The organism is Bradyrhizobium sp. (assembly GCF_030646015.1).
Taxonomy (GTDB): domain Bacteria; phylum Pseudomonadota; class Alphaproteobacteria; order Rhizobiales; family Xanthobacteraceae; genus Bradyrhizobium.
Genome location: NZ_JAUSLT010000083.1, coordinates 1 through 12903, shown reverse-complemented (window position 1 = coordinate 12903; position 12903 = coordinate 1). Strand labels below are relative to the sequence as shown.

The window sequence follows — 12903 nt, the reverse complement described above, 5'->3', positions numbered from 1 at the left end:
CTCAGGCGGAGGCCGCCGCGTTGACGGTGACGCCCTTGTCGGCCAACAGCTGCTGCAGCTCGCCAGCCTGGAACATCTCGCGGATGATGTCGCAGCCGCCGACGAACTCGCCCTTGACGTAGAGCTGCGGGATGGTCGGCCAGTTCGAATAGGTCTTGATGCCGTTACGCAGGTCGGCGGATTCCAGCACGTTCAGGCCCTTGTAGCCGACCCCGACGTGGTCGAGGATCTGGACCACCTGACCGGAAAAACCGCACTGCGGAAACTGCGGGGTTCCCTTCATGAACAGCACGACGTCGTTCGACTTCACTTCATTGTCGATAAATTGCTCGATGCTCATTTTGCGTCCTTTGCGGCTCAGCCCTTCGGGCCGGCATCAGCCCGTTAAACCCGATATTGCCCATATATGTACCCGAAACCGTTGTGCATCCAAAGTAAAATGGCGGGGAGCTGGCATGCGGGCGCTTTCCGGCCGGGGATATCCCCCGGCGGGGCCATAGCCTGACGGCAGCAATATCATAGCCATGGGAGGCTTTTATCCCGCGCGGGACCCCCTATCTAGGACAGACGTCGGGGAACCCAGACGCCGGTGCAACGTTCTTTCCCCCGACCGGAGATTCCAGTGACGAAACCAGCATCCGCTGCGGCCGCGTCTGCCGCCCCTTGCCCGTCATTATTCTCCGATTCCGGCAGCCTCGCCCAGGATCTGGTGGAAGCCTATCTGACGGTCCGCAACGAAACCGAGTGCCGCGCGGCCCCGCTGACGCCGGAGGACCAGCTGATCCAGTCGATGCCCGACGCCAGCCCGGCGAAATGGCACCGCGCCCATACCACCTGGTTCTTCGAGCAATTCCTGCTCGGCGAGCACTGCAACGGCTACCAGCCGTTCCACCCCGACTACGCCTTCCTGTTCAATTCCTACTATGTCAGCGCCGGACCGCGGCATGCCCGCCATCAGCGCGGCCATCTGACCCGCCCCGGCGCCGAGGAAATCACCGCCTACCGCAGGCATGTCGACGCCGCGGTGGTGAAATTCTTTCACGAAGCCGGCGAGGACGCGCTGAAGGCAATCGCGCCGCTGGTCGAAGTCGGCCTCAACCATGAGCAGCAGCACCAGGAATTGATGCTGACCGACATCCTGCACGCCTTCGCGCAGAACCCGATTCCGCCCGCCTACGATCCGGCCTGGACCCTCCCGAAGGCAAACCGGACCGGCGACGAAATTCGCGCCGGCGAGGAATGGGTCACGCTCAACGAGGGCATCCATACCTTCGGGCATGTCGACGACAGCTTCCATTTCGACAATGAAAAACCCGCGCACCGCGCACTGGTGGGCCCGGTCAAACTGGCGCGCAACCTCGTCACCAATGCCGAGTGGCTCGCCTTCATGAAGGACGGCGGCTACGCGAGGCCGACGCTGTGGCTGATGGACGGATTTGCCGCCGTCGAAAAGGAAGAATGGCGGGCGCCGGGCCATTGGCGCGAGATCGACGGGCAATGGCGAATCATGACGCTGGCCGGACTCAAGCCGGTCGATCCTTCAGCCCCGGTCTGCCATGTCAGCTATTACGAGGCCGACGCGTTCGCACGCTGGAGCGGCAGGCATCTGCCGACAGAAATGGAATGGGAGGTCGCGGCACGGGCCGGGCAGCTCAACGACGCCTTCGGCATCGTGTGGCAATGGACCCGCAGCGCCTATTCCCCCTACCCCGGCTACCGCGCCATCGAGGGCGCGCTCGGCGAATACAACGGCAAGTTCATGGTCAACCAGCTGGTGCTGCGCGGCTCTTCGCTTGCAACTCCTGAAGGCCACAGCCGTATTACCTATCGCAACTTCTTTTATCCGCATCATCGCTGGCAATTCACGGGACTTCGGCTCGCCGATTACGCCACCTGATCTTTCAAACTCATCGCGCCGGAAAGCGCGACCAGGAGACTATCATGAATGTGCACGCTCTGGCCAAAGCGTATGATCTCGACGAGCAGGCCTCGGCGTTTGCCGGCGATGTGATCGGAGGGCTGTCGCAGCATCCGAAGCGGCTGTCGCCGAAATATTTCTATGATGCCGCGGGCTCCGAACTGTTCGAGCAGATCACGGTGTTGCCGGAATATTACCCGACGCGCACCGAGCTCGGCATCCTGCGCGAACGGGCCGGCGAGATCGCGGCCATGATCCCCGAGGGTGCCGCCCTGGTGGAATTCGGCGCCGGCGCCACCACCAAGGTCCGGCTGCTGCTGAAGCAATGCGCGTTCGGCGCCTATGTCCCCGTCGACATATCCGGCGATTTCCTCGAGGCCCAGGCCGACGCGCTGCGCCGGGATTTCCCAGGCCTCGACGTCTATCCGGTTACCGCGGATTTTACCGCGCCGTTCGCCCTGCCCGACGCCGTCAGCGCGATGCCGAAGGTCGGATTCTTCCCGGGCTCGACGCTCGGCAACTTCGAACCGCACGAGGCCAGCGCCTTCATGCGCAGCGCCCGCGAGATTCTCGGGCACGGCGCCCAGATGGTGATCGGCGTCGACCTCGAAAAGGACGAGCGCGTGCTGTATGACGCCTATAACGACGCCGCCGGCGTCACCGCGCGCTTCAATCTCAATGTGATGGTACGGATCAACCGCGAACTCGGCGGCAATTTCGACATCTCCGGCTTCACCCATCGCTCGATCTACAACCGCGAGCGTCACCGCATCGAAATGCACCTGATAGCCAAGAAGGCGCAGAGCGTGCGGGTGCTCGGCCACAGTTTTTCGTTCCGCCCCGGCGAAACCATTCATACCGAGAACAGCTACAAATACAGCCTCGACCGCTTCACCGCGCTGGCGCGCGGCTCGGGCTGGACGGTGCGCCAGTCATGGACCGACGCGGCAAAAATGTTTTCGGTTCACGTACTGGTGGCGGACTGAGGATCTCGTAGCCTGGATGGAGCCAACGGGTCGGCGCGAAGCGCTGCCCGATGGCGCAATCCGGGAACAGATGTGAGATGGGTCCCGGATTTCGCAAGAGCTCCATCCGGGCTACGGAAGAAGCCCCTGCAGCCAATTAGTGCTCCGTTGCCTCGCGGTCCATGGCGGTGTCCTGGATGGTCGGCATCCACAATCTGGCAAACACCGGGATCACCAGCAGGCTGCAGATCGGCGACAGCAGCATGCCGCCGACGATGACGCAGGCCAGCGGCTGCTGCACCTGTGAGCCGATCCCGGTCGAGATCGCCGCCGGGACGAGGCCGATGCATGCCGACAGGCCGGTCATGAAGATCTGCCGCATCCGGGTTTCGGAGGCGCGGATGATCGCCTCTTCCGTCCCCATGCCTTCGTCGATGTCGCGCCGGATATAGGACATCAGCAAAATGCCATCCATGGCGGAGACGCCGAACAGCGAGATGAAGCCGACCGCGGCCGATACGCTGAAATTCAGGCCGCCGATGTAAAGTCCCAAAATGCCGCCGGCCACCGCGAACGGAATGCCCGACAACGCCAGCAGGCTGTCGCGTATCGAGTTGAACAGGCTGTACAGCAGCATCAGGATCAAGAGCAGGCTCAGCGGCACGATCAGCGCGAGCCGCTTCTTGGCGTCCTGCAGCGCGCCGTATTCGCCCGACCATTCCATCGAATAGCCCTGCGGAACCGGGACGTTCCTGGCGACCCGCTCCTGCGCATCGACCACGGTCGAACCGAGGTCGCGGTCGCGGACGCTGTATTTCAGCGGAATGAAGCGCTGGCTGTTCTCGCGGTAGATATAGGCGGCGCCGCTGACGAGCTTGATCTCGCCGAGGTCGCCCAGCCGGATATAGGCGGTCGGCGTCTTCGAATCCGAATTCGGCAACGCCACCGGGATGCCTTTGATGGCCTCGACATCCCGGCGGAATTCCGGCGCCAGACGCACCGTCAGCGCGAAGATCATCTCGCCTTCATAGACCTTCGACACTTCCTGGCCGCCGATCGCGGCCTGGACCACGGAATTGATATCGCTGACGGAGAAGCCGTAGCGCGCGGCCTTGGCGCGGTCGATCCGGACGATCAGATTGGGCTGGCCGAGCAGATTGAAGCTGGCGGGATCGGCGACACCGCGAACACCCGAGAGTTCGGTCTTGACCGATTTGGACAGCCGCTCCAGCTCGTTGAGGTCCTTGCCGAAGATCTTGATCGAGTTCTCGCCTTTCACGCCGGAAACGGCTTCCTCGATATTGTCCTGGATATATTGCGAGAAATTGAAGTCGATGCCGACGAATTCGCGGTTGAGCCGCTCGCTCAGCTGCTTGACCATCTGCTCCTTGGTCAATCCGGCGGGCCACTTGTCGGTCGGCTTGAGCGGAACAAAGAATTCGGCGAGGAACGAGCCGTCGGGATCGGTGCCTTCATCGCCGCGCCCCTGCTCGGAAAACACCGTCTGGACTGGCGGAAAGCTCGAAATGATGGCGCGGACCCTCGCCACCGTATCCATCCCGGCTTCCAGCGTGATGGTCGGCGGCATCACCGCCCTGATCCACATATTGCCTTCTTCCAGCTTCGGCAGGAATTCGGTGCCAAGCCGCAACCCGAGACTGAGGCACAACACCAGAAACACCGCGGCAATCGCCGCCGCGCGACGATAGTGGCGGACCGCGGGCACCAGAACCGCCTGGTACGCCGTACGAATATGCCGGACCAGGAAGGTTTCGACTTCCTGGACGTGCGCCGGCAGCAGGATCGACGCCAGCACCGGCGTCACGGTGAAGGTGGCGATGACCGCGCCGATCAGCGCATAGGCATAGGTCCGCGCCATCGGCCCGAAGATCTGGCCCTCGACGCCCTGCATCGTGAACAGCGGCAGGAAGGCCGCGATGGTGATGATCACCGAAAACAGGATCGCCTTGTCGACCTCGACGGCGCCGGTCAGGATCCAGCTGAGCTTGTCGCTGAGCGTTGCCGGACGATCCCCCTGCACCCGTGCCGAATGATGGGCGAGCTGACGGAAGATGTTTTCCACCATGATCACGGTGCCGTCGACGATGATGCCGAGATCGATGGCGCCGACCGACAGCAAATTGGCGGACTCGCCCCGCATCACCGTGATCATCACGGCCAGAAACAGAGCGACCGGAATCGTCGCCGCGACGATGATCGCGCAACGCAGATTGCCGAGAAACACCCACTGGATCAGGAAGATCAGGGCGACGCCGAACAACAGATTGTGCAGCACCGTCTGCACCGTGATCGCGACGAGGTCGCCGCGATCGTAGAACGGCACGATCTTGACCCCTGCCGGCAGCGAACCGTCGGTATTGATCTTCTCGACCGCCGTACGCACGCGCTTGACCACGTCCATGGTGCGTTCGAGCTTCTGCATCAGCACGATGCCGGTGACGACGTCGGTCTTGTCGTCGCGGCCGGCGAGGCCGAGCCGCGGCGCGAAGCCGATCTGCACCTTCGCGACGTCGGACACCAGCACCGGCACGCCGCCCTGCTGGGTCAGCACGATGTTGCCGATATCGTCCATCGAGGTGATGACGCCGATGCTGCGGACATTGACCGACTGTTCGCCGATCGAGATGGTGCGGCCGCCGACGTTGGAGTTGCTGGCCGAAATCGCGGTCATGATCTGCGGCAGCGTCAGCCCGTAGGCCATCATGCGGTCGAGATTGATCTCGGCCTGGAATTCCTTGGTTTTGCCACCGAGCACCGCGACGTCGGCGACACCGGGCACGATGCGCAGCTTGCGTTCGACCACCCAGTCCTGCAGCGATTTGAGCCGCATGACGTCCATGCCCGGCGGCCCCACCAGCTCGTAGCGGAAGATTTCGCTGATGCCGCCGGCGGGAGAGATCACCGGCAGCACGCCGGCCGGCAGCACCGCATCCTTCAGCCGGTTGAGGGTCTGCTGGCGCACGAAATTATAGTCGCGGCCGTATTCGAACTGCAGGCGGACGAAACCGAGTCCGTAGACGGTGTTGGACCGAATGAACTTCAGGCCCGGCGTAGAGGCGACCGCGACCTCGATCGGAATCGTGATGTAGCGCTCGACTTCCTCCGGCGACTGGCCCGCCTGCTGGGCGATGATCTCGATGATCGGCGGCGCAGGATCCGGATAGGCCTCGATGTTCAGCGTCAGGAAGGCAACATATCCGAGGCCGAGAAAGGCCGCGAACGCGACCATCACCAGCAGCCGCCGGGACAGGCAAAACGCGATCAGACTACGCAGCATGAGCGGCTCCGGCCAACCTGCTCATTGACGCCACTCGTTATCGACGAAGATTGCGCCGCGCCCGACCACCAGTTCGCCGACGGCAAGGCCGCCGCGAATCTGCGTCAGGCCGTTCTGCTGCATCCCGATCTCGACCACGCGGCGCTTGAACAGCATCGGCTCGGGCTCCACCCACACGGTGGCGACGTCGCCTTCGCGGATTACCGCGTCGGTCGGCACCGCCGGTGTTGTTACAGGCTCCGCGGTCCCGATCTTGAAGCTCGCGAACATCTCGGATTTCAGCACGCCGCCCGGATTGCCGATCTCTGATCGCACCACGACCCGGCGCGTGGTCAGGTCCGAAGCCGAGCTGATGTTGGCGATACGCGCCTTGAAGGTCCGGTTGGGCGCGGCCGCAATCCTGGCCTCGATCTCCTGGCCGACCCGCACGAACGCGATGTCCTGCTCGAAGATCTGGGCCTTCAGCCACATCGTCGACAGGTCGGCGATCACATACAGCGCCTCGCCGGAGTCAGCCTTGACGTATTGTCCCGGGCCGACCTTGCGCGAAATCACGGTGCCGTCGATCGGCGCGGTGATCCGGGTGACCCGGCTGATCGTGCCGTTCTGTTCCAGTTCCAGGACTTCCGCATCGGTACGGCCGAGGATGCGCAGGCGGATACGAACGGCTTCGAGCGCGGTGTCGGTCGATCGCATGTCGCTTTCGGCGGCGGCCAGCTGCGCCTCGGCCTGCTGCAGTTCCTTGAACGGGGCGGCCTTGCCCTCATAGAGATCGCGGGCGCGCTTCTCGACGATCTGAGCCAGGTTGAGCTGGGAGCGCGCCTTGTTTCTGGCGGTCTGCGCGGCGATGAAATCGTTCTGCGGCGGCACCTGCTCCGGGCTGTCGATTTCCAGCAGCGGATCGCCGCGGCTGACCTGATCGCCGACCTTGGCAATCAGACGGGTGACCCGGCCGGAGAACGGCGTCATCACGACGGTACTGGCATCCTCGTTGAACGCGATCTGGCCGATCGCCGAGCGCTGGTCGAGGAAGGCATAGGGCACGACCTTGACCACCTCGAGCTGGTGCATCTGATCGGCGACGACACGGACAAAATCGGGACCCTTCATGGTGCCTTCGGCCGCCGCGAACGATGCTGTCAGCGCCAGGGCCATCGACATGGCGAACCGCACCGCAACCGGACGATGCAAACAGGTGGCAGCGAGCGACATCGCCATAAACCGATAACTTCCCATGTTCAGGTGTGGGCGTGATGCCGACGCCCATGGCGCGCATCCCGGCCCCGGTCGGGGCGCGACACTTTGTAGCACTAGGCCAGATCGAGAGCCAATACCAGCCGGTTTTCAAGAGCTTCTGGCCCCTCCCGCTTCGGTCCACCGCGGCCCCGGCAAGCCCTGATATCAAGTCCTGATATTACGCGCCGGTGGCCCCGGAACGGGGCTCCGGCCGGGGTCCGGCGGCACCCGATTTCAGCGAGATCGATTCCCACACCGCGACGATGACCATGATGGCGGTGGTGAGGATCGAGAGCAGCAGCGGCGACATCCCGCCCGCGAACCAGGCCAGGATGCCGAGCGCGATGATACCGGCGCCATGTGACAGCTGAAGAAATCCGCGAATGATGTGCTTGAACAGGATGGTTCCGAGCAGGAACAACAGCGGCCCGCCGATCGCGCTCAGAACCGTCTTGAGGTCGGAATGGCCGCCGGGATGCTTGAGCACGAGTTCGTCGGCGACCGCCGCAACGATGATGCCGGCCACGATCGGCATATGCAGGTAGGTATAGGCGATCCGCGCCAGCCGCCCCGGCTCGCTGGATCTTGAAATCTGTTCGGAGCCGGCTTCCGCGCCCTTGTGGAAATAGATCCACCACATCGCCAGCGCGCCGACGAAGCTCGATGCGAAGGCGCTGACCGTCTCGACGGTCCAGGTCAGTTCGGCAAAGGTCGCGCCGGTCACGACGATGGATTCGCCGAGCGCGATGATGACGAACAGCGCGAAGCGTTCCGCCATGTGGCCGCCCTCTACCACCCAGTCGGCGACCTGCGACGCGCCGTATTTCGGGATCCAGAACCGCGCCGCCGCCGAGCAGTATTCGATACCGAGCGCCACCGCCCACAGCAGCAGCCGCGACTGTCCTTCCGCGAAGCCACCGGCGATCCAGAACACCGCCGACAGCGACAGCCATGCCGTGATGCGAATCGCGTTCATGCGCGCTGCCGGCCGCGAGGGCGGCGTTGACACCCACAGGAAGACGGTCCTGCCGACCTGCATCGACGCGTAGGCGAGCGCAAACCACAGTCCGCGCGATTCAAAGGCCTGCGGGATCGAGGTGGAGACCACCAGCCCGCCGAGCATCAGCGCGAACAGCAGGATCCGGACCGGCGTCATTTCCGGATTGAGCCAGTTGGTGACCCAGGAGGTGTAGACCCACACCCACCACACCGCCAGGAACAGCAGGGTGGTCTGCAACACGCCAAGCGGGGTGAAGTGCGCGAGCAGCGTGTGCGAGATCTGCGTGACGGCGAAAACGAACACCAGGTCGAAAAACAGCTCGGCATAGGTGACGCGGCTGTGCTGGTGCGGCGCGTTCACCCGGTACAGCGCGCCGCCATGCTGGTCCGTCGCCATCGCTCCTGCTCCGCAGCTAGCCCTCCGGTACCCCGGGTCCGCCAGGTACCCCGGTTTGCAGCGCCAGCGCGTGCAGTACCCCGCCCATCTGGCCCTTCAGCGACTGATAGACGATCTGGTGTTGCTGGACCCGGGATTTGCCACGGAACGACTCCGAGATCACGGTCGCGGCATAATGGTCGCCATCGCCGGCCAGATCGCGGATCGTCACCTCGGCGTCGGGGATCGCTGCCTTGATCATCGATTCGATATCGTGGGCGTCCATCGGCATCCAGCAGGTCTCCAATCGGGCGTTTCGAATCGCAGCCAGCTTCGCTGCGGCGCGGCAGAACTTAGCCCGGCCACCCTTCTACGTCACGCTCCCTCGCACTATATTCCAGCTCCATTCCCTGCAAATCCCCTGACATCGTGGCCCACGATCACAACGGGCTGACCAAACAGGCTGTACCCCTCATGAAACTCCCCGGCCCCGACCACCCCATCACCATCACGGCGAACCCGAAGCGGGTCCGCGTCTCCGCCGGCGGTGTGGTAATCGCCGACACCACCCATGCCCTGACCCTGAAGGAAGCGAGCTACCCCGTCGTGCAATATGTGCCGCGCGGCGACGCCAATATGGCGCTGTTGGCGCGCTCCGACCGGGTGACGCACTGCCCCTACAAGGGCGATGCGAATTATTTCAGCATCAACGCCGTCGGCAAGACGCTGGAAAATGCGATCTGGAGCTATGAGGCGCCGTTCCCGGCGATGGCGGAAATATCAGGCCTTCTGGCGTTCTATCCGGACAAGGTCACGATCGAGGAGGTGGGCTGACCCAATGCGAGCCTGCGAGCGGCCTGCTCCGGCTGTGGTTGGACCTTGCTCAATCCGGTTCCCGGTTGCAACATCCCGCCCATAACCTTGGCTGGGGAGGCGCGCATGTCATCGATGTCCCAAACGGCGGCGGCGGCTGACATCAGCGCCGCGCCCAAGGTCAAAACGCGCAACGCCTCGATCGATCGCACCCGCACCTTCCTGACGCTGGTGGTGCTGATCCACCACGCCGTCATTCCCTACACCTATTTCGGTCACACCGACGCCAAGTCGTTCGTCGGCTTCGACATGATCGTGCTCGCCACCGACAGCTTTTTCATGGCGATGTTCTTTTTCCTGTCCGGCCTGTTCGTCTGGCCGGGCCTTGGGCACAAGTCGCCCGGGACCTTCCTGCGCGACCGCCTGCTCCGGCTCGGCCTGCCGTTCGCGATCGCCGCGCTCACGGTGATCCCGATCGCCTATTACGCCCACGCGCTGCGGCAGCAGCCCGATCTCGCCTTTTCGGCCTTCTGGTGGAAGACGGTCACCGCAGGCCCGTGGCCGAGCGGCCCGATCTGGTTCGTCTGGGTGCTGCTGGCGTTCGATCTCACCGCGAGCCTGCTGTATCGGGTCTCGTCCCGCCTCGTCGATCCGATCAACCGGATGTCGCAGCGCGGCTTCGACCAGCCTGCCATATTCTTCCTGTTTCTGCTTGCGGTCAGCGCCGCCGTATACATTCCCGCGCTGCTTTATTTCGGTCCGAGCCGCTGGTTCGAATTCGGGCCGTTCGACGTGCAGCTCAGCCGCCTGCTGCACTATTTCGCCTATTTCCTGATCGGCGCGGGCATTGGCGCGGCGAGTGTCGATCGCGGCCTGCTCGGCGCCGAGGGGCGGCTGGCGAAAAGCAGCTGGGGCTGGATCGCGGTGACGCTCATTCCCTACTGCGGGATGTGGGGCATGATCTACATCAAGCGAATGATACTGGATAATCCGCCGGTGCTGCCGCAGTGGTATCATTTGTTCTACGGCATGTTCTTCGTCGCCTTCAGCGCGGCCATCCTGTTCGCGATCCTGGCGTATTTCCTGCGCTTCAAACGATCGGGCTGGAGCATGCTCGACCCAATGCAGGCGGACGCCTACGGCATGTTCCTGGTGCACTACCCGATCGCGCTGTGGCTGCAATACTGGCTGTTCGATTACGACCTGCCGGCAATCGTCAAGGCCGCGGTCGGATTGCTGCTGACGATCGCCTTCAGCTGGGCTTTGACGCGCGCGCTGCGGCAGATTCCGGGCGCGGGGAAGGTGTTGTGAGAGGCGACAGATGCTCTCTCACCGTCATTGCGAGCGCTTGCGAAGCAATCCATGCAACAGCTTGACGGGCTGCCGCATGGATTGCTTCGTCGCATCCGCCTTCGCCCGAAGGCGGGCTTCGGCGGACAAGCCGCTCCTCGCAATGACGCTGTTAGACCTTCGCGTTCATGTAGGCCGGCAGCCAGCTCTCGAACGCGGTGTTGAGCGCCGTCACCGACACCGCCGGCTCGCCTGCGATTGCGATCGCGGCCCCGCCAGTGGTTCCGATCCGCGCGCAGGGCACGCCGGCGCCTTTCATCTTGGCCAGCACCAGGCCGGCCTGCGCTTCCGGCACCGTCACGACGTAGCGCGCCTGATCCTCGCCGAACCACCAGGCATGCGGCACGATCGCGGCAGGCGCCGCCAGCAGCTGCGCGCCGATGCCGCCGGCAATCGCCATCTCGGCGAGCGCGATCAACAGCCCGCCGTCGGAGAGATCGTGCGCCGCGGTCGCGGTGCCGGCGTGGATCATGCCACGCACCACGTTGCCGTTGCGCTTTTCGGCTGACAGGTCGACCGGCGGCGGCGCGCCCTCTTCGCGGCCGCAGATGTCGCGCAGATAAACCGATTGCCCGAGCCAGCCATGGGTTTCGCCGATCAGCAGGATCGCCTCGCCCTCGGCCTTGAACGGCAGCGTCGCGGATTTGGTGAAATCGTCGAGCAACCCGACGCCGCCGATCGACGGCGTCGGCAGGATGCCGCGGCCGTTGGTTTCGTTGTAGAGCGAGACGTTGCCGGACACGACCGGGAAGTCGAGCGCGCGGCAGGCTTCGGCAATGCCCTTCAGGCAGCCGACGAACTGGCCCATGATCTCGGGCCGCTCCGGATTGCCGAAATTGAGATTGTCGGTGATCGCCAGCGGACGGCCGCCGACCGCGGTGATGTTGCGCCAGGCTTCCGCCACCGCCTGTTTGCCGCCTTCAAACGGATCGGCCTCGCAATAGCGCGGCGTCACGTCGACGGTCAGCGCCAGTCCCTTCGGCCCGTCCTGCACCCGCACCACGGCGGCATCGCCGCCGGGGCGCTGCACGGTATTGCCGAGGATGACATGATCGTATTGCTCCCAGACCCAGCGCTTCGAGCACAGCTCGGGCGTGGCGATCAGCTTTTCCAATGCCGCCGCGACGCCGACCGGCGGCGTGACATCGCGCGCATGAATCACCGGCAGCGACGGCGACGGTATATGCGGCCGGTCGTACAGCGGCGCCTCGTCGCCGAGTTCCTTGATCGGCAGGTCGACCATGACGTCGCCGCCATGCCTCACCACAAAACGCTTGCTCGGCGTGGTGTACCCGACGATGGCGAAATCCAGCCCCCATTTCCGGAAGATCGCCTCGGCCTGCTTTTCCTTCTCGGGCTTCAGCACCATGAGCATGCGCTCCTGGCTTTCCGACAGCATCATCTCATAGGCGCTCATGCCGGTTTCGCGGGTCGGCACTGCATCGAGATCGAGATCGACACCGAGGTTGCCTTTGGCGCCCATCTCGACCGCCGAGGACGTCAGGCCCGCCGCGCCCATGTCCTGGATCGCCGCGACCGCGCCGGTGGCCATCAGTTCAAGGGTCGCCTCGATCAGCAGCTTCTCGGCGAAGGGATCGCCGACCTGCACTGTGGGCCGCTTCTCGTCCGAATCCTCGTCGAACTCGGCCGAGGCCATGGTCGCGCCGTGGATGCCGTCGCGGCCCGTCTTCGAGCCGAAATAGACCACCGACAGGCCCGGGGCCGGAGCCGCCGAATAGAACAGGGCGTCCGCCTTGGCCACGCCCACGCACATGGCATTGACCAGGATGTTGCCGTTGTATCCCTTGTGGAAATTGGTTTCGCCCGCGACCGTCGGCACGCCGACGCAGTTGCCGTAGCCGCCGATGCCGCTGACCACGCCGGACACCAGGCGCTTGGTCTTCGGATGGCTGGGGTCGCCGAAACGCAGGGCGTTCAGCAGGGCGAT

General features: G+C 64.1%; 9 protein-coding genes and 1 pseudogene. 4 read left to right on the top strand and 6 right to left on the bottom strand.

The genetic code is table 11. From position 1 onward, the window contains the following. Position 1: 1 nt before the first annotated feature. On the bottom strand, positions 2 to 340 hold the full coding sequence (gene grxD, locus Q7T45_RS12570; RefSeq protein WP_304871186.1) for a Grx4 family monothiol glutaredoxin: 339 nt from the start codon (positions 338 to 340) through the stop codon (positions 2 to 4). A 282-nt stretch (positions 341 to 622) separates the two neighbouring features. Here grxD and egtB point away from each other — a divergent pair, with 282 nt between their 5' ends. Both egtB and egtD read left to right on the top strand, forming a co-directional pair. Next, positions 623 to 1897, top strand: coding sequence for an ergothioneine biosynthesis protein EgtB (gene egtB / locus Q7T45_RS12565; RefSeq protein ID WP_304871184.1), 1275 nt, complete (start codon positions 623 to 625; stop codon positions 1895 to 1897). 44 nt (positions 1898 to 1941) lie between these two features. Continuing rightward, entirely contained in the window at positions 1942 to 2904 is a 963-nt protein-coding gene (gene egtD, locus Q7T45_RS12560) for an L-histidine N(alpha)-methyltransferase (protein ID WP_304871182.1), read from the top strand. Between the two features lie 136 nt (positions 2905 to 3040). Here egtD and Q7T45_RS12555 read toward each other — a convergent pair whose 3' ends face one another. From Q7T45_RS12555 to Q7T45_RS12540, 4 genes and pseudogenes are all read right to left on the bottom strand, one after another. Beyond that, a complete protein-coding gene (locus Q7T45_RS12555) occupies positions 3041 to 6181 on the bottom strand; it encodes an efflux RND transporter permease subunit (RefSeq protein WP_304871180.1) in 3141 nt (1046 codons plus the stop codon). Between the two features lie 102 nt (positions 6182 to 6283). Next, positions 6284 to 7252, bottom strand: a pseudogene (locus Q7T45_RS12550) (efflux RND transporter periplasmic adaptor subunit); the annotation flags it as partial. A 343-nt stretch (positions 7253 to 7595) separates the two neighbouring features. Continuing rightward, positions 7596 to 8813: a low temperature requirement protein A gene (locus tag Q7T45_RS12545; RefSeq protein ID WP_304871177.1), complete on the bottom strand. Its 1218-nt coding sequence runs from the start codon at positions 8811 to 8813 to the stop codon at positions 7596 to 7598. A 16-nt stretch (positions 8814 to 8829) separates the two neighbouring features. After that, positions 8830 to 9084, bottom strand: a complete 255-nt coding sequence (locus Q7T45_RS12540; protein WP_065750297.1) for a BolA family protein — start codon at positions 9082 to 9084, stop codon at positions 8830 to 8832. Positions 9085 to 9266: 182 nt separating this feature from the next. Here Q7T45_RS12540 and Q7T45_RS12535 point away from each other — a divergent pair, with 182 nt between their 5' ends. Further along, a complete protein-coding gene (locus tag Q7T45_RS12535) occupies positions 9267 to 9626 on the top strand; it encodes a DUF427 domain-containing protein (protein WP_304871173.1) in 360 nt (119 codons plus the stop codon). 105 nt (positions 9627 to 9731) lie between these two features. Next, positions 9732 to 10916, top strand: a complete 1185-nt coding sequence (locus Q7T45_RS12530) for an acyltransferase (protein ID WP_304871171.1) — start codon at positions 9732 to 9734, stop codon at positions 10914 to 10916. A gap of 151 nt (positions 10917 to 11067) precedes the next feature. Here the strand turns inward: Q7T45_RS12530 and purL are convergent. Then, on the bottom strand, positions 11068 to 12903 hold a 1836-nt coding region (gene purL / locus Q7T45_RS12525), incomplete at its 5' end, for a phosphoribosylformylglycinamidine synthase subunit PurL (RefSeq protein WP_304871169.1).

What these genes read in the sequence shown, in the direction of transcription:
- egtD (WP_304871182.1), top strand. Translation starts at nt 1,942, where the DNA reads ATGAATGTGCACGCTCTGGCCAAAGCGTATGATCTCGACGAGCAGGCC.
- Q7T45_RS12540 (WP_065750297.1), bottom strand. Translation starts at nt 9,084, where the DNA reads ATGCCGATGGACGCCCACGATATCGAATCGATGATCAAGGCAGCGATC.
- Q7T45_RS12555 (WP_304871180.1), bottom strand. Translation starts at nt 6,181, where the DNA reads ATGCTGCGTAGTCTGATCGCGTTTTGCCTGTCCCGGCGGCTGCTGGTG.
- Q7T45_RS12535 (WP_304871173.1), top strand. Translation starts at nt 9,267, where the DNA reads ATGAAACTCCCCGGCCCCGACCACCCCATCACCATCACGGCGAACCCG.
- Q7T45_RS12545 (WP_304871177.1), bottom strand. Translation starts at nt 8,813, where the DNA reads ATGGCGACGGACCAGCATGGCGGCGCGCTGTACCGGGTGAACGCGCCG.
- Q7T45_RS12530 (WP_304871171.1), top strand. Translation starts at nt 9,732, where the DNA reads ATGTCATCGATGTCCCAAACGGCGGCGGCGGCTGACATCAGCGCCGCG.
- grxD (WP_304871186.1), bottom strand. Translation starts at nt 340, where the DNA reads ATGAGCATCGAGCAATTTATCGACAATGAAGTGAAGTCGAACGACGTC.